The 23,618-nt window shown below is 43.9% G+C and carries 26 protein-coding genes and 1 tRNA gene; 11 read left to right on the top strand and 16 right to left on the bottom strand.

What is annotated here, in order from left to right; translation table 11 throughout:
* Positions 1 to 43 precede the first annotated feature (43 nt).
* A complete protein-coding gene (locus V513_RS13680) occupies positions 44 to 865 on the bottom strand; it encodes a thermonuclease family protein (RefSeq protein WP_099773146.1) in 822 nt (273 codons plus the stop codon).
* Positions 866 to 1,031: 166 nt separating this feature from the next.
* Between V513_RS13680 and V513_RS13675 the strand changes: the two genes are divergently transcribed.
* Both V513_RS13675 and V513_RS13670 read left to right on the top strand, forming a co-directional pair.
* Complete coding sequence (locus V513_RS13675; RefSeq protein WP_041928200.1) at positions 1,032 to 1,820, top strand: GGDEF domain-containing protein; 789 nt, start codon at positions 1,032 to 1,034, stop codon at positions 1,818 to 1,820.
* A gap of 2 nt (positions 1,821 to 1,822) precedes the next feature.
* Positions 1,823 to 2,782, top strand: a complete 960-nt coding sequence (locus V513_RS13670; RefSeq protein ID WP_014731382.1) for an alpha/beta fold hydrolase — start codon at positions 1,823 to 1,825, stop codon at positions 2,780 to 2,782.
* Here the strand turns inward: V513_RS13670 and V513_RS13665 are convergent.
* The 7 genes from V513_RS13665 to V513_RS13635 form a co-directional block, all read right to left on the bottom strand.
* Entirely contained in the window at positions 2,779 to 3,198 is a 420-nt protein-coding gene (locus tag V513_RS13665; protein ID WP_014731381.1) for a hypothetical protein, read from the bottom strand. The genes V513_RS13670 and V513_RS13665 overlap by 4 nt on opposite strands.
* A 320-nt stretch (positions 3,199 to 3,518) precedes the next feature.
* On the bottom strand, positions 3,519 to 4,094 hold the full coding sequence (locus V513_RS13660) for a flavodoxin family protein (protein ID WP_014731380.1): 576 nt from the start codon (positions 4,092 to 4,094) through the stop codon (positions 3,519 to 3,521).
* Positions 4,095 to 4,171: 77 nt separating this feature from the next.
* Positions 4,172 to 4,405: a thioredoxin family protein gene (locus tag V513_RS13655; RefSeq protein WP_014731379.1), complete on the bottom strand. Its 234-nt coding sequence runs from the start codon at positions 4,403 to 4,405 to the stop codon at positions 4,172 to 4,174.
* Between the two features lie 18 nt (positions 4,406 to 4,423).
* Entirely contained in the window at positions 4,424 to 5,539 is a 1,116-nt protein-coding gene (locus V513_RS13650; protein WP_014731378.1) for a permease, read from the bottom strand.
* A gap of 14 nt (positions 5,540 to 5,553) precedes the next feature.
* The gene (locus tag V513_RS13645; protein WP_014731377.1) at positions 5,554 to 6,087 is read right to left on the bottom strand and encodes a permease; all 534 of its coding nucleotides are present in this window, start codon (positions 6,085 to 6,087) and stop codon (positions 5,554 to 5,556) included.
* Positions 6,084 to 6,569 (bottom strand): permease, encoded by a 486-nt coding sequence (locus V513_RS13640; protein ID WP_081484626.1) that lies wholly within the window; start codon positions 6,567 to 6,569, stop codon positions 6,084 to 6,086. Before V513_RS13640 ends, V513_RS13645 begins: the two co-directional genes overlap by 4 nt.
* Positions 6,570 to 6,857, bottom strand: a complete 288-nt coding sequence (locus tag V513_RS13635; protein WP_014731375.1) for an ArsR/SmtB family transcription factor — start codon at positions 6,855 to 6,857, stop codon at positions 6,570 to 6,572.
* 134 nt (positions 6,858 to 6,991) lie between these two features.
* On the opposite strand from V513_RS13635, the gene V513_RS13630 reads away from it, so the two are divergent.
* Positions 6,992 to 7,762, top strand: a complete 771-nt coding sequence (locus V513_RS13630; RefSeq protein ID WP_014731374.1) for a metallophosphoesterase family protein — start codon at positions 6,992 to 6,994, stop codon at positions 7,760 to 7,762.
* A 600-nt stretch (positions 7,763 to 8,362) separates the two neighbouring features.
* Here the strand turns inward: V513_RS13630 and V513_RS13620 are convergent.
* From V513_RS13620 to V513_RS13605, 4 genes are all read right to left on the bottom strand, one after another.
* Positions 8,363 to 8,611, bottom strand: a complete 249-nt coding sequence (locus tag V513_RS13620; RefSeq protein ID WP_143752440.1) for a hypothetical protein — start codon at positions 8,609 to 8,611, stop codon at positions 8,363 to 8,365.
* Between the two features lie 56 nt (positions 8,612 to 8,667).
* Positions 8,668 to 9,018 carry a DUF3147 family protein gene (locus V513_RS13615; RefSeq protein WP_014731373.1) on the bottom strand — a complete coding sequence of 117 codons (351 nt, stop codon included), beginning with the start codon at positions 9,016 to 9,018 and terminating at the stop codon, positions 8,668 to 8,670.
* Positions 9,019 to 9,128: 110 nt separating this feature from the next.
* Positions 9,129 to 10,307: an MFS transporter gene (locus V513_RS13610; RefSeq protein WP_014731372.1), complete on the bottom strand. Its 1,179-nt coding sequence runs from the start codon at positions 10,305 to 10,307 to the stop codon at positions 9,129 to 9,131.
* Positions 10,308 to 10,446: 139 nt separating this feature from the next.
* Entirely contained in the window at positions 10,447 to 11,361 is a 915-nt protein-coding gene (locus V513_RS13605; RefSeq protein ID WP_014731371.1) for a GNAT family N-acetyltransferase, read from the bottom strand.
* Between the two features lie 88 nt (positions 11,362 to 11,449).
* Here V513_RS13605 and V513_RS13600 point away from each other — a divergent pair, with 88 nt between their 5' ends.
* The 3 genes from V513_RS13600 to V513_RS13590 all read left to right on the top strand — a co-directional run bounded on the left by V513_RS13600 (position 11,450) and on the right by V513_RS13590 (position 14,467).
* Complete coding sequence (locus V513_RS13600) at positions 11,450 to 12,343, top strand: RHS repeat domain-containing protein (protein ID WP_014731370.1); 894 nt, start codon at positions 11,450 to 11,452, stop codon at positions 12,341 to 12,343.
* 305 nt (positions 12,344 to 12,648) lie between these two features.
* The gene (locus V513_RS13595; RefSeq protein WP_014731369.1) at positions 12,649 to 13,890 is read left to right on the top strand and encodes a hypothetical protein; all 1,242 of its coding nucleotides are present in this window, start codon (positions 12,649 to 12,651) and stop codon (positions 13,888 to 13,890) included.
* A gap of 106 nt (positions 13,891 to 13,996) precedes the next feature.
* Positions 13,997 to 14,467 (top strand): hypothetical protein, encoded by a 471-nt coding sequence (locus tag V513_RS13590; RefSeq protein WP_014731368.1) that lies wholly within the window; start codon positions 13,997 to 13,999, stop codon positions 14,465 to 14,467.
* A 448-nt stretch (positions 14,468 to 14,915) separates the two neighbouring features.
* Here V513_RS13590 and V513_RS13585 read toward each other — a convergent pair whose 3' ends face one another.
* Positions 14,916 to 15,218: a hypothetical protein gene (locus V513_RS13585; protein WP_014731367.1), complete on the bottom strand. Its 303-nt coding sequence runs from the start codon at positions 15,216 to 15,218 to the stop codon at positions 14,916 to 14,918.
* Between the two features lie 201 nt (positions 15,219 to 15,419).
* Here V513_RS13585 and V513_RS13580 point away from each other — a divergent pair, with 201 nt between their 5' ends.
* Complete coding sequence (locus tag V513_RS13580) at positions 15,420 to 15,623, top strand: helix-turn-helix transcriptional regulator (RefSeq protein WP_014731366.1); 204 nt, start codon at positions 15,420 to 15,422, stop codon at positions 15,621 to 15,623.
* A gap of 4 nt (positions 15,624 to 15,627) precedes the next feature.
* Positions 15,628 to 16,293 (top strand): hypothetical protein, encoded by a 666-nt coding sequence (locus tag V513_RS13575; RefSeq protein ID WP_143752439.1) that lies wholly within the window; start codon positions 15,628 to 15,630, stop codon positions 16,291 to 16,293.
* Between the two features lie 31 nt (positions 16,294 to 16,324).
* On the opposite strand, the gene V513_RS13570 is transcribed toward V513_RS13575, so the two are convergent.
* Positions 16,325 to 17,836, bottom strand: a complete 1,512-nt coding sequence (locus V513_RS13570; RefSeq protein ID WP_014731364.1) for a YifB family Mg chelatase-like AAA ATPase — start codon at positions 17,834 to 17,836, stop codon at positions 16,325 to 16,327.
* A gap of 88 nt (positions 17,837 to 17,924) precedes the next feature.
* Here V513_RS13570 and V513_RS13565 point away from each other — a divergent pair, with 88 nt between their 5' ends.
* The 3 genes from V513_RS13565 (at position 17,925) to V513_RS13555 (ending at position 20,589) form a co-directional block, all read left to right on the top strand.
* Positions 17,925 to 18,386: an NUDIX domain-containing protein gene (locus V513_RS13565; protein WP_014731363.1), complete on the top strand. Its 462-nt coding sequence runs from the start codon at positions 17,925 to 17,927 to the stop codon at positions 18,384 to 18,386.
* Between the two features lie 95 nt (positions 18,387 to 18,481).
* A complete protein-coding gene (gene hpf / locus V513_RS13560; RefSeq protein ID WP_099773144.1) occupies positions 18,482 to 19,015 on the top strand; it encodes a ribosome hibernation-promoting factor, HPF/YfiA family in 534 nt (177 codons plus the stop codon).
* A gap of 101 nt (positions 19,016 to 19,116) precedes the next feature.
* Entirely contained in the window at positions 19,117 to 20,589 is a 1,473-nt protein-coding gene (locus V513_RS13555; protein ID WP_014731361.1) for an Rne/Rng family ribonuclease, read from the top strand.
* Between the two features lie 15 nt (positions 20,590 to 20,604).
* On the opposite strand, the gene V513_RS13550 is transcribed toward V513_RS13555, so the two are convergent.
* Positions 20,605 to 20,679 (bottom strand) — tRNA-Val (locus tag V513_RS13550).
* A gap of 606 nt (positions 20,680 to 21,285) precedes the next feature.
* Positions 21,286 to 23,601 (bottom strand): hypothetical protein, encoded by a 2,316-nt coding sequence (locus tag V513_RS13545; RefSeq protein ID WP_099773143.1) that lies wholly within the window; start codon positions 23,599 to 23,601, stop codon positions 21,286 to 21,288.
* Positions 23,602 to 23,618 lie beyond the last annotated feature (17 nt).

Below are 23,618 nucleotides of genomic sequence, written 5' to 3'. Positions count from 1 at the left end.
CAATTCTCTTGGATTCTAAGACTGCTTTCGCATTGGAAGTATTTCAAGCAGCTTTTGGAAGAAGAAAAGGCGAGGAATTTGCAAATTGAGATATTCCGGTGATCTCTATGGCCGGGTCTCTCAATAGAATCAGGACCTTGCCAGAATCATCCTGCCAGATCTCACCGAAAACCCTGATTTTCTTTCTGTACAGTCTTTGCAAATCTTTGGAATCCTGACCGAAAAGTGTCGCTTCCTCAGGCCTTACTCTCACGACAATATCATCACCAACTACCGTAAGGCCATTTACGTCAATCACAGTGAACTCGACCCATACTATCTTTCCGAGAAAACCGCCCAATTGATACGGATAAAGGGCTTCACGAACCTCAGAGGCATCATAAACTTGAAAATCATTGTAGGATGAGAAGATCCCACTTCTGTTATTGAAAGCCTGTCTGTAGGCTTCTCTGATTTTCGCTGAATTATGGGAGGTATCTTCATAGGTTAGAGGTCTCGCCAGACCCTGCCTGACTAGTTCTGCATTCACAAATTCACCTTCAGAGTTGAAGAGGTAAGCAAGATGCCTTCCGTAAGAATCCTTTCCATGGAGTTCAAGGGTAACCTTTCCATTGTTCAGGACCATCTGCTTCAAGAACTCTCTTGCTTCTTCGGCAAATTGACCGGCCGGCTTGCTTCCTGAAGTGACCTCTGGTGCATCTATACCAATGAGCCTAACCGTTCCTTGAAGAGCCTTTACAGTAATAGAGTCACCATCAATCACAGAAGTTACTGTTGTCGTTAGTTTGGAACGATCGCATCCTTGAAGAAAAAAGAATGAGAAGAAAAAAACAAGGCTTAGAACTATGAAAACACTCTTTTTCACTTCTTGCCTCCTCTATATCGATTTCTACCTGTGTAAGCCCATTATACAATTGCACTCTGACCTTTGGCTTTCACAGATGGAAGAATGATCCTTTAATGAGCAAATATGTAAATTTGTACTTTACAGGTAGAATAGAAACGACTGAAAAGCAAAGGGTGGTGAAACAATGAAAGACAACATTTCCTCAGAGCAGCTCTCAGAACTTCTTACGCAGGCTTTGTCTCTTATTGAGGACGGAGTAGCTGTGCTCGATGAATTCTCGAACGTGCTTGTGGCAAACAACCGGGCCTCAAATCTGATAGAAGGGTTGCGGGAAGAGATTAAGAAGAAGATGAGAGATTTGATACGTAGAAGTGAAGAGGCTTTGGAATACCACCACATAAGAAAGAACGGGAGATGGTTGAGGTATTATTTGAAGAAATTATCGGTACCAAATGCATTGTACTTTCTCTTTGTGGTAGAAGATATCTCAGACTTGAAGCTAGCCGAACAAACAATTTCTGAACTTGCCCATTTTGACGGCGAGACTGGGCTCCCAAATTACGTGCTTTTCAGAGACAGATTGAACATGGCAATATTTAGAAGCAGAAGAAACAACCTGTTTTCGATGGTCGCTGCATTTGAACTAAGTAATAGAGAAGCAGTTCAGAGCATCCAAGAAGCAACGCTTGTAGAGATAACAGAAGAGCTTGTCAAGGGCATAAGAAAGAGCGATACGCTGTGTAGGTTTTCTAGAAGAGAATTTCTTCTGCTTGCCGAGGACCTTAAAAATCCTGATTCCGCCGCCAGGATAATTGGAAAAGTCCTTAGTTCCTTTGAGAAGTGGAAATTGGACCAAGGCGATTCAACGCTGGAACTCAAAGCGGGATCTGTCTTGCTCCCAAGGGACGGAGTGGAAGCGGAGTTGCTTGTCAACAAAGCCTTCGCTTCGATAAGATCGCAAGGAGTCGAATAGTCATGAAATTCATTGTCATTGTGGTTTCTTTGCTCTCGGTAGTCTTAATTGCTCCCTTTCTCATCCCCGTGAGAGATCTGGAGGGCACTGTGGACCCTCTTCTACTTGCAGACGAAGATAGCATGTTTGTCAACATAAAGAACATAAACATTCATTACAAGAGCGCCGGTGAAGGTTCTACTTTGGTCCTTCTTCTTCATGGGTTTGGGGCCAGCACTTTTTCGTGGCGCGAGGTAATTGGTCCTTTAGCTGAGGAGTATTTCGTAGTCGCGTTCGACAGACCTGGATTTGGTTTTACCTCAAGACCGTTGGGTAAAGATCTTGAGGTTTTCAACCCTTATTCAATGGAAGGTCAGGTAGAACTTACAGTATCACTTATCGAGCATCTGGGATATGAAGAGGCTATCCTGATCGGTAATTCTGCCGGCGGCCTTACTGCACTGGAAGTAGCGGCATCGTACCCACAAAAGGTCAAAGGACTCGTACTCGTAGATGCTGCCGTATATACGAACGATGCAGATAACCCATTTTTCAACTTACTGACAAACACACCACAGGGTAGACATCTAGGTCCTCTTGTATCGAGAATTTTTCTGGGAAACTCACGAAATCTTCTAGATCTGGCTTGGTACGATACCAGCAAGCTGACCCCAGATATTCTTGAAGGATACGAAAAACCACTGAAGGCGGAAAACTGGGACAGAGCTTTGTGGGAACTGACGCTTGCAAGAAAGCCTTACGACTATTCCAAAATTCCCGTGATTTATGTACCGTCATTAGTTATCACTGGAGATAACGACAGAATAGTACCCGTTGAGGACTCAGTAAGGCTCGCGAAAGAGCTTCCCTTAGCCCAGCTGTCAATCATTCCAGATACGGGCCACCTACCACATGAGGAAAGCCCCGGGGAATTCCTCGAAATTGTACTGCCATTCTTGAGATCGCTAGCAACAATGGACTAGAGAATTGGAATCCAAATAGAATACGGCGCAAAAATATGGAAAAGAAACAGCGCCCATGTGGCTATCATCAGGCCTTTATGTATGGGTCTCCATTTCTTCTTCATAGCCGAAACATACTTTCCTAACAAATATACTATGAACTGTGCAAATACCCCGATGAAAACAAGACTACCACTGTACAGGACAAAACCTCCTGTTGCAAGATAACCATGATAAAGGGCAGTGAACAAGAGAATTGAACCAGTCCAAGGATGAACAGCGGCCAGGACTACCATCAGTTTCTTAAAGCCCTTCCAGGGAAAACGCTCAAGCCTTTTATTGAATGTGCGGTAGAACCATCTTGTCAGAAAAAGAGATGTGTTTATGACAAGAAGAGTGAAGTTTATCCATCCAAGAGTTTTCATCCACGTGTACACTTTCGCACCTCCAACACAATGACATGCAAATAAGATACCAGTTTTAGTTCTCGAAAACCCCATTTATCAAGTGTCAAAACAAGAGGCAAGAACCGGATATCTTAGCTGTGAAGAGATGGAACAACTATCAGATTTGTTATCGAGTTTCGCGCAGAAGTGAACCATGAACTGTCGTAAGGCATTTGGTGAAAGTGCCTTCTTGCAAAAAGATAGACAGTGGTACTTTTTCCAATTTATAGTCTTGCCAGCCGCATACAATTTCGGAGGCCGCAATCTATTCTAGTTCGGCAGAAATCAAGTTGAAAGCTCATTACAACAGACTATTGGTTGATCTTCCTTAGCAACCAGGCCATGTTTTCACCGAGAACTCTCATCGTTCGTATTCCCTCTTTATCTTTCTCGAAATCCCCTTTTCGCCAGGCTAGAGAGAGATTCCAGTATGATGAACCGGGAATTATCATTTGAGAGATAAGGAAAAAGTGATTGATAGAATCGAATGCGTGAACAGATCCTCCTCTTCGAACCGCTACTACGGCCGCACCTACTTTTTTCTTAAACATAGCGTTGTTGGCAAGTGCCACCATCCCTGCTCTGTCAATCAGAGCCTTCACCTCGGGCGAGAGATCCGCAAAATAAGTCGGCGTCCCGAAGATAATTCCGTCTGCCTCAAGCATCTTTTCTATGCAACCGTTAACATAGTCATCAACTATTGCGCATCTCCTGTTTTTCGTCTCGAAGCAGATATTGCAGGCAGTGCACCCCATTACGGGGTTCCCGCCAATTTGTACTATCTCGGTATCTATTCCTCCATCATTTAGAACAGTGAAGACTTCTTCAATCATCTTAGAGGTGTTTCCATCAACACGCGGACTTCCATTAAAGGCTACCACTTTCATTCTTGACCTCCATCTACATGGTTGAAAAATGGAAGGGCATCCCCCTCCACTAATCTATCACCTAAACATTTCTTCTATCAACCTTTGATGAGTCTTTTCGCCTCATCTAGTGAGGGTATCTTCCCGGATATAACGATCTTTCCATCGACTGCGACAGCGGGAGTCGATACTATTCCCTTCTCCATGATCACCATCATGTCTGTTACCTTCTCCACTATCGCATCTGAATCCAACTCTTCAACGGCCATCTTCATAATCTTTTCTGTCTGTTTGCACCTCGGACAGCCCGAACCAAAGATTTCGATCTTCATTGTGCGACCTCCTTAATCCTAAAATAGACTTCCATATATGAATCCCCACAGCGTGGAGAATAACACTACCAGTCCAAAGTAAGTGAATGCTCTCTTCTTTCCCAGAAGTTTAGTTATAACTATCATGCTAGGCAAACTAAGTGAATTACCCGCCATAAAGAGCGCCAGGGCGGGACCTTTTCCCATTCCTAGAAACATTAGCGACTGGACGATAGGAACTTCAGTCAGAGTCGCGAAATACATGAAAGCTCCAAAGACTGATGCAAAGAGAGTTGAGACAAATCTGTTGCCCCCAAGAAGTGACTCGACAACGCTCTGGGGAAGCGCGCTGGATATTATTCCAGCGGCAAAGACTCCGAAGAAAAGGTAAGGAAGAATCTTCTTCGCAAAATCCCAAGTCTCACCTATCCATTGATTTCTCAGTTCTCCCTTGAAACGTATAGCCATAACAAAAACCACAATAGCGGAGATAATCAGTATTGATGCCTTAACTATCGGATCGATAGCCAGGCCGCCAACAATTAAGAAGGTCATCTGGAGACCCAGAAAACCAATCGCCTCAGGCCAGGAAACATGATCATCCGATTCCTGGGTCGCAAAACCTCCTGATCCCTTTTCTCTAAAGATGCTCTGCATCGTTAAACCAACAAAAATTGCCGAGGTCGAGGCTCCAAGAATTCTCACAAGTGCCATCTCCCATCCAATAGCACTTCCAGTCAAGAAGATTGCAGCAACGTTTATCGCCGGACCGCTAAAGAGGAAGGCAACTGCCGGTCCAAGGCCGGCGCCCCGTTTGTATATACCTCCGAAAAGAGGAAGAATTGTACAAGAACAAACTGCCAGAATTCCACCAGAAATGGCAGCGATTGGATATGAAATGATCTTTCGGGCGTCGGGACCCAGTAGTTTCAATATTGAATCCTTCCGTATAAATACAGTGATAGTGCCTGCAATGAAAAAGGCAGGCACAAGACAGAGAAGTACGTGTTCTCTTGCATATGAACCAAGCATTGTAAATCCGCTGATTATTGCATCCTGTACATATTGACTTCCAAAAGGAAGAAAATAGAAAACAAGAAAACCAGCTGCCAACAATACGAACTTCGTAACTTCTTTCTTCAAATCTTTCTCCATCTCAATTATGTCTCCTATTCACTAATGCTCGCAGCCTGTGCACATATCGCATCAATACTTTCCTTACCGGTTATTCTTTCTAGTATTATCGCCATAAGTAGTATTCCCGGAATGTTTATTGCCAATCTGAGCAGAGCAAACCCTGCACCCAGTGATCCCATTTCGAACATGAACATCGGAATCTTAGTTGTTGACCAAGCTCCAACGAAGATCAGTACGTTCGAAAACTTCACTCCTTTCTTCATGAAGACCGCTGCTATTGGAAAGGCGCCATATAAAGGTCCCGCCGCAGCCGCTCCAAGAAGAAAGGATAGTGATATTCCCTTGATACCTGATTCCTCTCCCAGATGTTTGGTAATCTTCTCTCTCGGAATCCAGACATCGAGAAGGCCCAAGAGAATAAATATCGGAGGAATAACTGATAACATTTCCAAAAAACTCGTTCCAGTAATGCTCAGTGCGTTTCGCCCGACTTGATTGTTTGCGGCAAATACTGCAGAAACGAACCCTGCCATTACTAGCGGAAAGACATACCTTTTCGCCTTCATCCCAGAATCACTCCCATAAGACCGGCAACTATAAACGAGAATCCAAATGCCATCACGTTTCTCATAATCGTCAGTCTACTTCCAAAATATTTCTTCTCAACCGGAAAAGTAACAACTCCAACCATCATCAGAGTGGAAATGAAAAGAGCTATCTGAGTTATCCCGGCTCCATTATCGAGCAACATGACCGCCGTGGGAAAAGCGACAAAACCGGGAATCAAAGTGATTGATCCAACAGCTGAAGCTATAAGCAACCCCCAAACTCCCGAACTTTCTCCTAGCAGCTGCGAAATTGTCTCGGGATTCAACAGCGCGATAAGCAATCCAACGAAAAGCAGAATAGCGATCAGTTCAGGCAGAATTCCCTCAAATGATCTCCACGCTTTCTCGAGCGCCATAAGTGTCTTTTTTCGACTTACAATGAGAGAGATAACTAGAAGCGATCCAGTTATGAAATAGATTACAGTGCTGTACACAGTCATCTACTCCGATTCTTGTGATGACACATCAGTGATTGACTTGGCAAGCTCGACAATCTCCAGGACTCTTCTATCTGCTATGCTGAGCTCCTTTCTCGCACCATTCCTGTTCTCTTTGACGAGGCCCGCATCTACCAATGCCTTAACGTGCCTTGAGAGAGTTGTTTTATCTATCGCAAAAAGATCATCCAGCTCGCAAATACATAGGGTACCCTTTGAAAGTTGTTCAAGAATTTTTAATCGCCAGCTACAACCCAGTGCCTTGAAAAGCATGACTGTCCTTTTGTTCATCAGACACCTCCAAACGGGATATACTAATAGAATAATCCATGTTGCATTGTTGTGCAACAATGAAAGAATACTGAGACAATATTTATCGAGTAATATCTATCTAGTCTGGAGATCACTACTGGAGGTCAAGAAAAATGAGAATCGTATTCTTTTCGGATATACACGGAAATCTTGAGGCTCTTGAGGCAGTGCTGAAAGATATTGAGAGTCAAAACATTGAAAGAATTTACTGTCTTGGAGATCTAGTAGGGTATGGCCCTCAGCCACAAGAGGTTGTTCAAAGAATTCGCGACCTTAAAATCCCTACGATAATGGGAAATTATGATGATGCGATAGGTTATGAAAAGAAAAGCTGCGGCTGCGCATATAATCCCGGCAGAGAAACGGAAGTTGGAGACGAGTCCTTAAACTGGAGCATAACAAATACTTCAGCTGCAGCTAAGGAGTTCCTACGTTCACTTCCTCACACATTGGAATTCGAAGAAGAGGGTGTGAAATTTCTTCTTGTTCATGGAAGCCCTGTAGATCATTTACTTGAGTACATAAGGCCAGATACTTCAAGCGAAAGGCTACAGAAAGTGCTGGAGAGGGTCAAAGCCGATGTTGTCGTCAACGGTCATACGCATCTTCCCATGGTTCGCTGGGCGATGGGAAAACTCGTCTTCAACGACGGCAGCGTCGGCAGGCCTAAGGACGGAAATCCCAAGGCCTGCTATTTGATTATTGATGTTGTCCAGCAGAGTATTTCATATGAATTTCGAAGAGTTGAGTATGACGTCAAATCTACAGTTGAGAAAATTACTGAGGTCGGCCTGCCTGCAGAACTTGGTCTAGTTCTTGTGCTTGGCAAAGGATACGAAATGGGGCAGTCGAAATCAAAGAACACAATTGACTTCAAGATCTGAAGCTCTCTGGTTTGATCTTTTGCGGGTTCCATAAGAGACGCTAATTGAGCCTGATACTAACGCGCTTTGATGAAAGGATTGAGACAAGAATAACGGCTCAGAAAATCTTTGGGAAAGAAACAAGTGGAGGTTCTTGGGTACGAAAAGCCGGCGAAAGAAATCCGAAATTGCGCAATTGCTTTTTGTGGAGGCAAAACGCTAAACTGAAGAGAATCATTAGAATCTGTTTGGTACTATTTGCCTCGATCAGTATTGCTTATTTTACTTATGACGAAATAATTCTCCTACATAAATCTTCGACGACCAGGGAGTCTGTTCTTGTGGAAATGTAGGACCCCTATCTTCCGGAAGATTATTCAGTTCTTTACTATTTTCGTGGCACCATCCGTTGCAAAACATGCCCAGTAATGGGGGCAAACGCGAAGAAAGTCCGATAATGATCATCGTAAGCATGTTCCTTCTTGAGTTCCGTTGAGTTTCAGAAACAAGGTGAAAGATCTAGGCAATGAGCCTCAAGAGAAGATCAAGAGCAAAGGTCTGCTTGGTGCCCTGATTCTCGGTTCTCTCTTCGCCCTCACCTTTTGCCCTGTATTGGCTGTACTATTCTTTGGAAGCGTAATACCACTCGCCATCAATGAACAGTCCAGGCTGTTGATTCCTGCTATCTGAGGAATCGGAACCGGCCTTCCTGTTGTCGTTGTTGCCATCGGAATTGCCATAAGCACGAAGCTGGTCGCGCAGATATTCAAGAGAATCAGCAAATTCAAATTCTGGGCTCGGACAGTTATAGGAGCAGGTTTCATAGACCTGGGAATCCATAAGTATAACGAGGACTTTCTTGTGAAACACTCAGCAAGAAACCGCTTCTCGAACAGAGGTCAAGCAATTCACTCAAGTCAGAACTATTATAATCTCACTCCAAACTTTGAAAGGATGAGCGAAAAGAAGGCATAGCCTGCCATCATGACTCCACTGGACAAGGCAAGTGCAACGTAGAAATTGATGCCTCTTCTGAGAAACAATGGCATAGCGACAAAGAAAATTAGAGAAGGAAGAACAAACACTAGAATACCGGTTGAGAGTTCTGCAACTTTACTTGAATTTTTTGTATCGTTGTAGAGCCAGAAAAGCGCGAGCATGGAAGTAAGAGGTAAAGATGCTATAAGTCCTCCAATGTATCCAGACTTCTTGCTGACTTCAGAAACAAGAGCGATTATTACCGATGACACAAGGATTTTCACGATGTATCTCAGCAAACTCCTTCACCTCCGCTTTGACTATTCTTCTTGCCCGAACTGCCCCAAGTACTTTGAATGATCTCATATCATTCCTGAGATTCTAATAGATTATCATACGCCGATTTAACTCAGCCTGTAACGAATTGTTCCTTCGTAAAAGCAATTACGATTAGTCCTCCAGTTGCAATGAGTGAAGCCATCATAATGAACATGCCGAAATAAGAATATTCCGCAACAGTTCCGGCCAGCAATGGCCCAACCATAAAACCAATGGCTCTGGCCGACCTAAGAAGTCCCAGAAACTCGGCTCTTCTCCCCGGCGGTGAACAGAGAGATACCATAGTACCGGCACCGTTTATGAAGGCTCCAAAGGCAATGCCAAGGCAGAAGTACCCAATCGCAATGAGGACCCAGTTCTTTGCCACGGCAAAGAAAACCATTGTGAATACTGTTAGACCTATGCCGATCAGTGTGCTCTTTCTTGGTCCAGTTTTAGATATCACCCTTCCAAAGAATATATGAGAAAAGATCTGCATAAAGGGGTTTATCGAAGTAATGATTGCTGTAGCCGCTCCTGACAAACCAATTCTTTCAGTCATATATATTGCAATTATCGAAGTGGCTCCAGCCGTTCCAAGTTGTCTCAAGAAAGTACCAGCATAGACAGCCCATAATCCATTTTCCCAGAGAGGCGTAGAATCCTCTTTCAAGGGGAACAACCTGTTCAAGAAGCCCTTTCTACGAGAGACGAGGTGTTTCTCTTCCTTCAAGAAAAGGACAGGTATGACAGCAATCAGAGCAACGAATGCATACCAGTTTATAGCCTGGCTCACAGTGAAAAAGACTAGAAGAATCGAGAGCATAATTCTGCCAGTTAGCATTCCGATTGAATTTGCAGTATTCAATATCGACAGTTCTCTTGAAGTATTCCTGACCGAATCCCGTGAATGCTCAGTGCTCAGAGCCATTGCTATAGGTTCGAATCCAGCGGTAAAGAAAGCAATTAATGAAGAAAAGAGAATGAATACTATGGGAGTCTCAATTACTGAATAGGCAAAGTAGAGAAAGGCCGGCGTGAGTACAAGTAATATCATCAGTAGTTTTCGTTTCTTAAGTCCGTCAGATATTGCTCCCCAGGCCGGAGAACCAAAAGTCTCTACAGCGCCTCTCACTGTTGTAAGAAGCCCGACCATAAGAAGTGAAGCCCCAAGCTCTCTTAGCTTCAGCTGCAAGAGCAAACCAAAACCGAACATCACAAAGAACACTAACAGAGATGTCAGCAAGAGTGGAAGACGTTTGTTATGCAAGGGAGATTCTCCTTTAGTTTGATTGACTTATTAATTATAGCATCAGCTTCCAATCCCTCAAATTGGTCAGAATTATCGTGATGAGGACTCAAATTCGATCAGATGACCATCACGTTCATTCAGAAATCCTTCTCTCTTCTTAACTTTCCACCTTCTTCTCGAGAAGAACTGAAAATTCTTTCATACCAATGGCTCTAGACCAGAAGTGATAATCACTTTCAAATACACATTCAAAGAAGGATTCTTCAACCCCCCTAATCAATAGATACTCACTTAGGAATGAAAGTAGGTTTCTTCCTATACCCATTCGACGAAAACGTTCGCTGACAAAAACAAATTCTATAAATCCGAGAAGACTGTAAGTCATAAGATCTTCGAAGACAGAATAGATTAGAACTCCCGCCGTTTCTTCATCTTGCCGGCAAATTAGAATTCTACCTCCAGAGTCCATGATTTCATTCAGATTGAAGAACAGCTCACTTGGCGTCATTTGAAGCTGGCGTTTTACTATTGTAGGAGAAGAAGAGATCTCGACAAAGACTTTTCCAAGATCATCAGGAAGACCGCGGAAGATTTCGAAGGCATTTATCCTAGAGTGTGAAAGTCGTTTATCGGTACTGAACGTAATTCTCTTTTCATTGAAGCCCTCACTTTTCAGCATATGCCATCCAGCTCCGAATCTATAGGTATTGGCGGTAATTGTCTGAAAAATAGGCTTAACTTCCTCCAAAGCAGACCTAAGAAGAGTCCTTCCTGCTCCTTCTCCTCTGTACCCTTTCTTGACATATAGATCATAGATGTGTCCAGATAAATTGGAAGAAAACCGTTCGTCCCTCTGTGGCCCAAAGTGGATATGCCCAATTATCTCTCCTTGGCCTCTCAAAACAAGCAATTTATCGCCTCTCTTAAAAAAATCAAAGTAGACTTCCTCAATTGGCCTGAGTTCTGAAAGCGAATACCTACCATTACTCGATTCGGGAATCGAGTGATACATCTTCTCCATAATCCGTCTTGACTCCTCAAAAGAGGGCTTATCAACATAGAAATCTTTCATCATAATACCGCCTATAGGAGAGATAAATGATACCGTTTTTATCCAACTCCTGTATGATTATAGTAACTTTGCACATGGAGGTGTAGCAGTGAAAAGAATCTCTCTATTTTTGGTTTTGCTCGTTTTCTCTGTGATTGCTCTTGGACAATCGGAGTTTATGATTCCTATGAGCACCGAGGATTTCGGATTGAGGGGACCCGTTAAGTCAGCAAAAATATTATACCCGGAGAACGAAATGGATCTGGGAGTCGACGAGGAGCTCGTCCTCTCTGGATACAGTGTTCTTTTCTTCAACGAGAATGGCAGTCTTGTTTCGCAGATTGAATATGACAAAGACGGTAATGAACAGAGTGCAATACTCTTCAATTACGACAGTAATGGGAAACTTCTTTCTGTATCGGGGAGAGAGAATGGTGTTGAGGAAAACGTCGACGAAATAAAGGTCGAAAACGGAAGAATTGCTGGAATAGTTGTTGAAGACTCCGAAGGCGACTCTAATTTGATCATGGAATATGATGAGGCAGGAAGACTGATCGCCCAGAAGATATCTGGAATGAGCGAAGGCCAGAAAATTGAAATGACTATCTCGATGAAGTACGATGACAACGGAAATCTAATTGAAGAGTCATTCGGAATGATGGGCATGGTAATGACAAAAACAGTCTTCGAATATAACGCTAAGAATCAGAGCATTAGAGAACTGGAGTACATGTATATGTTCGCAGAACCCGGAAGCGAACCGGAACCTATTGAATCTATTCTTGAATACAACGAGATGGGCGATGTTGTTCTGAGAATATCCGACAGCGCGTTTGGTGAAGAGAAAGAGGCCGTTGTATACGAGTATGAATATGATTCAATGGGAAACTATATGCATAAAGTAGGCTATTATGTAATGAACGCTGCTGATCTCGAAAAAGAAACCTGGAAAGAGACTGCAACTGTTGAAGAAGAAGAAACTCGCGAGATTGAGTATTACTGATCAAAATGCATAATCATAAGAGGGTGGAAACACCCTCTTTTTCATTTTGAAATATCTGCTTTCTCTTAAAAGTACCGCTGCCGATTTACTTCTGTCTTTTTGTTGTGCCATTACTACGATACTCACATTAAACACAGAATCTTACGCTAAAAACTCTAACAATCGAATTTATAACGTAATCGATCGTTGAGTCAATATAAACTTAAATATCTTTCTTTCAATACTATAATCTGCGTGCACAATGACTTATTGACATACAGCTCGAATATGAACAGGAAAGCTCCGCATGACGGGAAGGTGATATTATGCGGCTGAAAAGAGTATCAATAGTTATTGTTGCGGCTCTCGTTGCAATGCTCATGATATCTTCCTGTATTCCAAAAGACCCTGTTGTAGCTGCCACAAGAAAGTTCATTCAGTTCATAGAGGAGGAAGGAGAACCGGAAGGCCCATTTACCGGCCTATATCTGGGAGAAGTCGATCAGGACGATATCATCGGATCCGAGTCGGCTGGAGGCCAGGAACTCCAGTATCAGTTGCAAGGCATAAATGAATCAGGTTATTTCTTCTATCTGGATGAAGCTCCCGGTGCATTCTACGATCACCCTGGGAAACTCGTCGTTGTGTCAAAGACAAACGAGATTATCTTCGAAGAAGACACCGAAGGCTGGCCAACGATTAACGGAAACATTGTTTCACCTTTGAGCGATCGGAATCTCTATGCTAAAGCAGTTATTTGGGACAAGTGGAAATATGTCAGGGAAATAATCACTGGAACTGTTGTTGACTGGACACAAGTGTTTTTCAGGATAAAGGGGGCCGTAATTACCAGTGGACTCACTCCCACACAGAATCTTTACGCGGAGGCTCGAGATGTACGGGATCTTATGTCCAACGCTTTCAAGACAATAATGGGAACTGACAGAGTGCGTGACGTGAAGTATGTTTCGGGCGCAGCTGCTCCGAACTGGATTGCCGTTCTAGCCGCAATGGATGAGCTACTGACAACTGAAAAGGTAAACTATATGACTTTGTACTTTATTGCGCATGGAAACACGAACCTCATGAATCTCGGGGGAACGACTTTCTTCGCAAATCAGTTGAGAACTTATATACTCGAACACTCTGGCGTGAAGTTCTGCATAATCATCGAATCCTGCCATTCTGGTAGCTGGCTTGAGGGTCTGAAATCCGCCGGCGTTATCCCTCCAAATGTCGAAATAATAATAACTACAACTACCGCTACCAAGGGGGCTTATCCCGACTGGGACAGCGCAGGTGGCGCGGCGGATTACAATCCTTCAGACATGTATGTTGAGTGGTCGGGTGACTTCCTGCAGAAACTCTCTTCCTTTACCGGCACAGGCTGGTCAGAAGTCACATCCTACGCCTCTAGCAAATCCATAGACACCCTGCCCGCATTGTTGTACAAGTGTTACACGGCAATAAAGGGTGGAAGTCCTTCGACTACGTCATGGACTTTGACAGAGCGTTTTGTGGCAGGCCCTGTTCAGCAACCTATGATATACACGAAGTGGACACCTTAAGGTTATTATTGAAAAGTAAGTGAAGAGCGGGTGATTCCCGCTCTTTATTTTTCTCCTAGCTTTGTTCTTCGCAAATAGCTATAATTGAAATATGGATGTTCTTTCTATGGTCAAACCGGAAAAGCAAAAGGGTTACCTTGTAAGACTGAAGGTTCTTAAAGACGAGACAGATCTTCTCAGGGTCGACATCGAGCTCTACAAAACTTCAACCCACCCCGTGATAAGGGATTCACTTTTCGATGCCTCTATAATAAGGGCGTCCAAACTGGTACGCAACAGCGGCTTCACCATGAAGACTTTTCGAGAGTATATCCGACAAGGCTGCCCAAAACACTTTCGACGCGAATTATATCGAATAATGGACGATTTTGATAGAGAGGAAGCCCTCCTTGCAGAACGAATTAAGAAACTAAAGAATCGTCGTGATCGAGTGATCGTTCACATGGATCCGCGTTTTGCCTTTCATCCCGAGCGAGAAGATGAAAACAGAGTAGATCTAGAAGACATAGAAGCAATATGCTCACATCTTGAAAGACAGGTTGCTTTCTTCAGTGGAAAGCGCTTAGATGGTAAATGAAGCCAGCGTTTAAGGACCAATAAACCATCAGGAGTATTTCAACTGAGTTCCTTCTCTAGAGACTGAAACTGATAAACTGGAATGGCTAGACATGATTTATCAGTAGAGCTACAATTTGGACGACAAGCACCTATCTGGTGTAGCCGAAAGAATATCGACTGATGAATTACTCGAAGAATTCTTCTGTGACGAAGTTAGATATAAATATCTCCAGTCCTGTTCTCCTTCGTAGCACAATCAGAAAGAGTATGTCGACCAAAAGCTCTATTCATAACCTCTTTACGCATTAGAGATTATCTATTTTCTGAAAGACAGAATTACCGAAGAAACAAACCACTCAAAAAATGTGACCCGTGTGGATTCACGAATAATTCGCCCCTCGCGACAAGAAAAGTAAAAATCCCGAGCCCTCTGCCCTGATCAATCACTTTGTCCCAATCTTCGCTGTCTATAATCCCTTTACCGTAGGTAGCCCTTCCCTTCCGGAGTTGCCGAGAGCACTTGCGAAGCATCCCTTGCACTTGAGATTACACCTGTTAGTGATACCCAGTATCATTATTGGAGGAACCACTAATCCTTCCTTAAGGAGAGAGTCTCTCAACGATTCAGATTCTTTGAATGCTTCCAAGAGCTTGGCAGAACCACGAATGTATCTTGGATTTCTCACTGTCCATGGCAGAAAGACCTTCGACAGACGAGGATTCACAGACTTGAAAGCAAGATCAATCTTTTCTAAGATTCCCGATTTCATGTATCCACCTCCCGGAACATCTCAAAAACAATCTAGTCTTTTAGTCTTATAGTGTGACTTATGCGTTATGACAAAAGAAACTCTTTACTCCTTTCTTCAAACGTTATATCTTTACTTGAGTAGGCTGAGCTACAAAAATGAAATGTTTATAATACTTGACATTATGTAAAGTATTATGTACACTTGACCCAGGTGATGGCTATGAAGAACAGAATGAAGGAATTTAGATTCAAGAATGGAGAAATGACACAGGACAATATAGCAAGAATGGCCGGAGTAAGCCGGCAGACAATAATCGCGGTCGAAAAAGGGAAATTCAAACCTTCAGTTAAACTTGCTCTTAAGCTCGCAAATATTCTTCACTGTACTGTCGAAGAACTCTTTGAACTGGAAGAGGGTGATTAGGTTGTTGCTTAAAACGGGTATCTTGATATTTGATGTCTTCATAATTATCCTATCAGTTTCTCTCATTAAGACGGCGGTAGGCTGGTATTCTCTACTCTTGCTGGGCCTCTACCTCTTTCCTTCACTGAGGATGCTCCGATTAATCCCCGGATTTGACGAAAGGGAGAAGACAATCGACAGCCTTTCATCTAATATGGCTTTAGGAATAAGCTTCGTTTTAGCCATCTTTTATATTGGTATGAGTTACACCCTTACGATCGACGCCGCGATCTCTTTCATCCTTATTCCTTTTGTTGCAAAGGCCGTCTTTTTCTCCGGATTCACTCTTGAGAGAAGGCAGTTGGTTTCAATCATTGGAAGATCGGTGGGCTTGATATTTGTAGGATTCGCTCTTTTTTCCCACGGTTTTTCTACGGTCGCTTTGATAGAAATGCTGCCCGGTATCGTTATTATTATTTGCACGGAGCTTTCTCCCAGATACAGATGGTTCGGTCTCAGTTATCTGTTCTTAATAGGTATTGCAACATGGGTCTATTTACCAAACTTTGGAAGAATCACGTCGGTGCTTGTCTACTCATTGTTCGTGATTCCGTTCAGTGTTCTTCTGGTAAGATCTCTTCGGTGCTTGTTTACTCATTGTTCGTCATTCCGTTTAGTTTTCTTCTGGTAAGATCTCTTATGAAGACCTTGAACTATGAACTCTAGGTCTTTCTTCGATACTGCAAAGCCTCTGCAATGTGCCTGGCCTCGACTTTGCTTTCTTCGAGATCGGCAACTGTAAGTGCTACTTTTAGAACTCTATCAATGGCCCTTGCGGTTAATTTCATCTTATCCATGGCCGCCGAAAGAAGTGATCTCGATGCAGTATCGAGTGGGACGTATTCTTTCAGCAAGGCATGACCGAGCTGACTATTCGAAAATATGCTCATTCCCTCATATCTCTCCGACTGTCTCTTTCTTGCCGCAATGACCCTCTTCCGAATTTCGTCCGAGCTTTCTGTCGTCGAGTTTTCCATATACTTGTCGAAATCTAGTCTTGGCATATCCACAAAGATGTCTATTCTATCTTCCATTGGACCCGAGATCTTTCTGTTGTACCTCTGTATGTCATACCAAGAGCATGTACACTCTCTAGTTTTATCTCCGTACCACCCGCAGGGACAGGGATTCTGAGCAGCAACCATCATGAACCTTGCTGGATATGTCGCAGTTAGCTTCGCCCTGGCCACTGTTATCACTCCATCCTCTAGCGGCTGTCTGAGAGCCTCGATAACATCTCTTCTGAATTCCGGAAACTCGTCCATGAACAATACTCCATTATGAGCCAGACTAATCTCGCCCGGCTTTGCGTCATTGCCTCCTCCGACAATGGACGTTGTCGATGCAGTATGATGCGGCGATCTAAAAGGCCTCTCCTTTATTAGTCCTTTCTCTCCAAGGAGGCCCGCAACACTGTAAATCATCGTTGTCTCAATAGCCTCTTCCATAGTCAGAGGAGGAAGAATTGACGGAATCCTGCGTGCAAGCATTGTCTTGCCGCATCCTGGTGAACCTCGAAGAGAGATGTTGTGACCACCTGCAGCAGCAACTTCGGAAGCTCTTTTGGCAAACTCCTGACCTTTGATCTCAGACATGTCCGGCCCACTAACATTACCAAGTTCTGGCTGCGAATAAGCGATGGGAGACTTCTCTATATACCCGTTTAGAAAACCGACCAGATCGTTCAGATTATCGGCCGTAAATATTGTCAAATTGTCTACTATTGAAGCCTCCTGTCTGTTAGGAGCAGGTAGCACTATCTTCATACCCTTTGCCCTTCTTGAAAGTGAAAGCAAAATCGGCAATACTCCCCTTACTCTTCTCAAGCTTCCATCGAGACCTAGCTCTCCAAAGAAGACAAAGTCTGATAGGTCGGCGTTAATCTTTGAAGTGGCTTTTAGAAGTCCTACAGCTATCGGGAGATCAAGATAAGAACCCTCCTTCTTCACATCGCTAGGAGCGAGGTTCACAGTTATCCTTCCATTTGGAAGCTCAATCCCAGAATTCTTGACGGCACTCTTCACCCTCTTCTTGCTCTCCTTAATAACGGTGTCTCCTAGACCTACAATATCCATTTCCTGGATGACTGCCCTGCTGTCAATATCCAGCTCAACAAGAACATCCAGAACTTTCAAACCAACAGTTGTAACCGTTCTAACTCTTGAATAGCGCATCCCATAACCTCCTATCTCATCTCACATTATATCAATCAACGAGCGGAGAGGTGATATACTTAAGTTGAGGTATGGTCGAGGTGTGCATATGAAGAATACACATCGTATTAAAGTGAGAGCTCTCATTGTTAAAGACGAATCTGTCCTTCTTGTTCGTCATGAGCATCACGACAGACCTCCCTTCTGGTGTTTCCCTGGCGGCTTTGTCGAATCAGACGAAGATCTTTTCAGTGCAATCAAGAGAGAGATAAGGGAGGAGACTGAAGTAGTGGTTTCCCCACGCTCTGTCATTGCACTTCAGGAATTCAAAAGAGAAAGCCTTCTGGAGGTGATATTCTCCTGCGATTATGTCTCAGGAAAGTTGAAGCTGGGATCAGATCCAGATAATCCGGGAATCCCAACTCTGGTCGATGCGAAGTGGGTAAGAATTGATGAACTTGACAGGTTCAAAATACTTCCAGTTCAACTCGCTTCTCTTTTCAAGAACAGCTGGGATAATCTGTGCTCAGTAGAACTGTTCCAGATCGAAACCATGAGAGAGGTTCCCTAGAAGGACCATGATCCCCATGCACTGTAACGGTCTTTGATATTGTGATAACATGTAATAACGCAACTTGAGTCACATCACGCGAGAGGAGGGTTATCATGGATTACAACATCTACTCTAAAGACGTAACTGTAACAGACTCCATGAAAGACTACATCGACAAGAGGTTCTCGAAAGTGTCGAAAGTTGTCAACGAGGAGAAGCTAATCTCGATGGATCTCAGGCTCTCGAAGGAAAGAGCTTTTTACAAGATCGAAGCGACCGCCCACCTGCCAGGTGTCATGGTTCGTGTCGAGGAGAAGGGCAGTGACTTCTATACGGTCGTTGATTCATCATCGGATGCCTTTGAGAGAAGGATTAAGAGATTCAAGGAGAGAACTCGCTACAAACACAAAAACGGCCTTAAGGAAAACCTCGATTCAATTCCCTCCAAGTTTGAGGAAGACCACTCCACAATGATAACAAGACGCAAGAAGTTCACTATTAAACCTATGACCGAGGAAGAGGCCGTGCTTCAAATGGAGATGTTAGGCCACACTTTTTTCGTTTACAGAAATATTGACACAGATGAAGTGAATGTTCTCTATACCAGAAAGAATGGATCCATAGGAATAATTGAAATGACTGAATAGCGAAAGGCCACCTGAAGGTGGCCCGCTTTTTTATTATCCGATGAGATATACTGGTTGTAGAAAAACTGAAATCTAGTTCTGTCTATAGAAATGAAAGGGCGGTGGCAAGAATACAGAATAACAGAACACAGACTATAGTCTTCAGTCGAATCGAAGACGAGGTCAGAATTGCTTCGCTTGACGGTGATCAACTCGAAGAGATATTCTTTGAAGATATGGACAGCGAAAGTGTCACTGGAAATATCTATCTGGGTAAGGTAGAGAATGTTGTTCCCAGTCTGGAAGCGGCTTTTGTAAATATTGGAATTGGAAGAAATGCTTTTCTAAGATTCAAGGATGCATCGGGACAACCAAAACTTGAAAAGAATAACAAGGTTCTCGTACAGGTCAGCAAGGATCCTATCGGCTCGAAGGGACCTCAGATAACTCTGAAAGTCAGCATCCCCGGAAGGAGTCTGGTGTACACTCCCTTTTCAAAACATATCGGAATCTCTAAGAAGATTACGGACCAGCAAGAAAGACAAAGACTTACCGCAGTTGCGAAGTCCACTTTAGAAAACAAGGAAGGTGTGATATTCCGCACAGCCGCTTTCGGTGTTGGCGACGAGACAATAAAAGAAGAGCTTGAGAGTCTGCGTACCAACTGGAATCAGATCTGCGAGACGTTCAGGAGAAGCAGAAAACCAAAGATTTTATACGAGGAACCATCCTTTGTCGAGTACATTCTTAGAGAGAGACTTACAGAAAACACGAAAGAAATAGTGGTTGACTCGGAAGAGCTTTGGCACGACGTAGTGGCCGGAATCAGCAAGTTCAAATCGGGCTTCAAACCAGTCGTAAGATATGTCGAGGGCGACGCCTTCGCAAGCGAAGAAGTGTACGAGAAGATGAAGATCCTTTACACGAGAATGGTCTCTCTACCCGGCGGAGGAAACATCTACATAGACAGAACTGAAGCCATGACGGTAATCGACGTCAATTCGGCAAGCAATGTTTCCGGCAACGACGTTTCCGAAACCTCTCTAAATACAAACCTGGAGGCAGCTTCAGAAATAGCAAGACAGCTCAAACTCCGGAACATAGGCGGAATCGTTGTAATCGACTTCATTGACATGAAAAGCGATGAAGATCGTCAAAAGATCATTTCAAGTCTAACAGGTGAATTCAAGAAAGATAAGGCCAGGACAATGATCATGGGATTCACGAGGTTGGGACTTCTAGAAATGACAAGGAAGAGATCGTCTGCAGCCATTGGATCCAAGTTATACTCTTCTTGCCCGATTTGCAAGGGAACCGGGAGAATCGAGTCCCCGAGAGCAGTTTATCAGAGGTTGCTGAAGGATCTCGCGAGAGGCTTTGAAGATGAAACTATCAGCTCGGCAACCGTTCAGGTTTATCAGAACATGTCGGGAATCCTTACTCCAGAAAACCAGAAGAATCTTGCCAAATCTCTGAAAAGAGAAGTCTCGGTGGGCTTTACGTGGCCTATTCCTACCTCATATGAGATCAAGTTCGCAAAGAAGCAAGACAAACCAAAGAGAACACGAAGGAAAACGAAAAAGGAGTCCAGTTGACTCCCTTATCTATTCTGGTGGATGCGACAGGGATTGAACCTGTGGCCTCTTCCGTGTGAAGGAAGCGCTCTTCCGCTGAGCTACGCATCCGTATAGTAGATTCTATCACTGGCCAGATACAGTGTCAAGGTTTGACACCTGGCTTCGTGGTGGCATATGGTGCTGATGGTCTGAAAGAATAAAGGATCAGTTCCAAGTTGCCAAAAAAGTCGGGGGCGGAGGTTGCTGTCAAGGCGTTGGAAAGAGCAAAGAAATTGGTTCGCCGTTCGCCGAGGGAAACCTGTTATTCGTTCAAGAGCGAGGATCTGTTCTTCGTTCTTGGTCAATTTCAAAAGCCAAGATCAAGATGCTGAAAGAAGTTCGGCATGGAATTAGGAGCAGGGTATAGAGTATAGGGTCTGGGGTCTCGATAACGAAAGCAGTTGACCCATTCACGGCTTTCAGTGCTGCTGAGGATGTAATCCCTACAGTGGCCTTTGAAAGATCTCTACATATTCAACCCTCAGCGAATTTTCGAATAACCATTCGCTGTCATCCCGTGGAGTCTGCCCCAAAGCTCTCCTGTTTGAGACTTCTCTTTCGGGATCTCGTTCAGTGTCATCCCGAATTCATTTTGGGATCTAGTTTTCTAAAGGGCATATGTTCTTATCATGCAATCGGTCTTCCACATCAAAATTTATGTTCTAAAATCCGCAGTTACTCTTCCTGAGAACCGGGTTCAGCTCTAGAAAGAGAAATTGCGAAAACATGAACATTAGGCATTTGAGGTAATACTATTCCCTTCAAAGGCTTCTCAAGAAGATCGACACAACGGTAATACAACATGCATTTTATTCTCTCCGTGTTGCCTGTATTATCATATCTACCTGAAAACTCGAAGGCGATCTTCTCCCCTGTAGAGGGACCTCCACACCAGTCGGAAAAAGACAATGGAATCACTTGCTGAGAGTCGTCTTCATAAATTAGAAGAGCTTCGCCTGTGTAATCACCGTGATTCGCCGCACCAAGAATGCAGATCTTGTCGAACATTTCTGCCGAAAATGTCAGCGCCTGTCCTGTAAGCCTGAAGTTGTCGTTTCCGTCTACATTAACCATGAATTCGGTGTCTTCTACAGCAAGAGAACCGGAATCGATAGCTTTCTCAAGCTCTGAGGATATGTAGGAAGCTCCGAATAGTCCCTGAGGATTATCGAAGTTTGCTGTTTTCCTTTCGTCAGAGGTAGCAATTCCGTTGTTATCGAAATACTTGAGCAGATCTAGATGGACAAAACCATTCATCTCAATAAGGCTTACTGGAAGCACCGGTACTTGTAAAACGCTCTTTTCTCTCTCAAACACCCTGCCATCGATTACGGATACTCCCTCGTCAAATTCACTGCACCCTTTGAAATTGAAAACAATCGATACGTCATCTTCAACGAGATAAACTGCAACGATGTCTGGCACTAGAATGATCTGATCGATGTCAAAGCTTCCTTCGCTCAGTTTTCCTCCGACCGTAAGCGTTGTCTCTTTTCCATTTCCCTTGAGGACTCCTAGCTTCTGCACTGTTTTCTCTTCGATTTTTACCGTCTTTTCCGATTTTGATTCTCCGAGTCTCAAGGTGAAAACCACTTCATTCGTTCTTGCTTCATTTATAGCTGCAAAGACTGAATAGGAAGCCTCTACGAGGGTGACTGGTTGACGTAAGCTAAATGCTCCGGAAATTTTGGTCACCGCACTTCCTGAGACTCCAGTACTCTGAATAATCTCCGATTCTGAAAGGCCCGCCCTCATAGATTCAGCTTCCAAAACCACTACCGGGGTGAGAACCTCTATCGCTGCTGAGAACAGATCTCCGTACTCTTCGGGAAGTCTCTTGATTCTTTCCAGAGAAAGAAGCATGGAAATTGTTGATTCCGCTCCCGCATTTTTGTTCACATGTGAGAACTCAAGTCCGTCAAATCCCTCCCCGTTCTTTCCTACCATTGACTGATTCAATTTGTTGACCCCAAGGAACCAACTCCCAAGAAGAGCCGTTATGGCCGCAATATCCCTATCGCCGGTTAAGTGATATAGTCTGAAGCCCGCTGAAATTGCCGATTCAGCTGCATAGGCGATCTGCGGGAAGAGCTGTAAATAGCTCGAAATTGAGTAAAGGGGCCCCGCGTTTATAAGGAGCAAAGAGCTTTGCTTGAATGATTCTGTCGAGATTTCAAGAAGGCTGTCGTCTCCCAGAATCTCTCCCGCCACTGCCAACGCTTCCAGCTGTCTTGAACCCCACCCGTGCCAGAAGTATCTCGGTTCTGAAGGCGATGATTCGTCGACAAGACCATTGAAAATCGAGTCCTCATTCTGAATGACTTTGCTCTGCAGAGCGGCTGCGCATCTCTTTATGAAACCTCCCAATAGCACATCGTTGCTCATGGAATACAACTCTGCCGCTCCAAGAAGAACTACTGAGGAAAGATCGGTGTATCCCTGGATAAGACCGTCGCGCTCAAAACCGATGATTTTTCGAAAACAACGTTGGGCCGCATCTGCCAAGCGCATCGAAAACTCTGGATCAAGATTCTGAGAAACCCGAGCCCCTTTCGCAAGAGCATACAGAGCTCTCGCCGCCCACCAGTTGCCTCCTTTTCTTGATGTGGGACCGTTTCTGTTGATGCTACCATCCTCGAAGACAAAATTATAGAAATCTCCATCACTGTCCTGCATGGAAAGAACAAATTCGAGAGCTTCTTTAGCGCGATCGTAGTGTTGTTCCATTCCAGAGATTTCAAAAAGCCTCAAATATAGAACTGCAGCCCTTGCTACATCGTCGACGCATGTCACTCCTTCGCCCTGAGCGTCGGCATGCCTGTAATTGCCGTCAGGAAGCCTGTCTGCATAGATCCAGTAACCGATTACACTTTCTCCCTCAACGACAAAATGATCTCTGAGAAACTCAAGATGATCCAGATCAATCTGAACTTCAATTCCTAAAAGCATCAACGAAATAAGAAGTACTAGAATGATCAACGCTCTCTTCATAAGCACCTCCAAAAGAA

The organism is Mesotoga sp. H07.pep.5.3, assembly GCF_002752615.1.
Taxonomy (GTDB): domain Bacteria; phylum Thermotogota; class Thermotogae; order Petrotogales; family Kosmotogaceae; genus Mesotoga; species Mesotoga prima.
This window is presented reverse-complemented; position numbering and strand designations above follow the sequence as displayed.

What these genes read in the sequence shown, in the direction of transcription:
- V513_RS13645 (WP_014731377.1), bottom strand. Translation starts at nt 6,087, where the DNA reads ATGAAGGCGAAAAGGTATGTCTTTCCGCTAGTAATGGCAGGGTTCGTT.
- V513_RS13545 (WP_099773143.1), bottom strand. Translation starts at nt 23,601, where the DNA reads ATGAAGAGAGCGTTGATCATTCTAGTACTTCTTATTTCGTTGATGCTT.
- V513_RS13590 (WP_014731368.1), top strand. Translation starts at nt 13,997, where the DNA reads ATGGTCAAACCGGAAAAGCAAAAGGGTTACCTTGTAAGACTGAAGGTT.
- V513_RS13650 (WP_014731378.1), bottom strand. Translation starts at nt 5,539, where the DNA reads ATGGAGAAAGATTTGAAGAAAGAAGTTACGAAGTTCGTATTGTTGGCA.
- V513_RS13655 (WP_014731379.1), bottom strand. Translation starts at nt 4,405, where the DNA reads ATGAAGATCGAAATCTTTGGTTCGGGCTGTCCGAGGTGCAAACAGACA.
- V513_RS13595 (WP_014731369.1), top strand. Translation starts at nt 12,649, where the DNA reads ATGCGGCTGAAAAGAGTATCAATAGTTATTGTTGCGGCTCTCGTTGCA.
- V513_RS13580 (WP_014731366.1), top strand. Translation starts at nt 15,420, where the DNA reads ATGAAGAACAGAATGAAGGAATTTAGATTCAAGAATGGAGAAATGACA.
- V513_RS13630 (WP_014731374.1), top strand. Translation starts at nt 6,992, where the DNA reads ATGAGAATCGTATTCTTTTCGGATATACACGGAAATCTTGAGGCTCTT.
- V513_RS13605 (WP_014731371.1), bottom strand. Translation starts at nt 11,361, where the DNA reads ATGAAAGATTTCTATGTTGATAAGCCCTCTTTTGAGGAGTCAAGACGG.
- V513_RS13670 (WP_014731382.1), top strand. Translation starts at nt 1,823, where the DNA reads ATGAAATTCATTGTCATTGTGGTTTCTTTGCTCTCGGTAGTCTTAATT.
- hpf (WP_099773144.1), top strand. Translation starts at nt 18,482, where the DNA reads ATGGATTACAACATCTACTCTAAAGACGTAACTGTAACAGACTCCATG.
- V513_RS13570 (WP_014731364.1), bottom strand. Translation starts at nt 17,836, where the DNA reads ATGCGCTATTCAAGAGTTAGAACGGTTACAACTGTTGGTTTGAAAGTT.
- V513_RS13640 (WP_081484626.1), bottom strand. Translation starts at nt 6,569, where the DNA reads ATGACTGTGTACAGCACTGTAATCTATTTCATAACTGGATCGCTTCTA.
- V513_RS13565 (WP_014731363.1), top strand. Translation starts at nt 17,925, where the DNA reads ATGAAGAATACACATCGTATTAAAGTGAGAGCTCTCATTGTTAAAGAC.
- V513_RS13660 (WP_014731380.1), bottom strand. Translation starts at nt 4,094, where the DNA reads ATGAAAGTGGTAGCCTTTAATGGAAGTCCGCGTGTTGATGGAAACACC.
- V513_RS13675 (WP_041928200.1), top strand. Translation starts at nt 1,032, where the DNA reads ATGAAAGACAACATTTCCTCAGAGCAGCTCTCAGAACTTCTTACGCAG.
- V513_RS13585 (WP_014731367.1), bottom strand. Translation starts at nt 15,218, where the DNA reads ATGAAATCGGGAATCTTAGAAAAGATTGATCTTGCTTTCAAGTCTGTG.
- V513_RS13635 (WP_014731375.1), bottom strand. Translation starts at nt 6,857, where the DNA reads ATGAACAAAAGGACAGTCATGCTTTTCAAGGCACTGGGTTGTAGCTGG.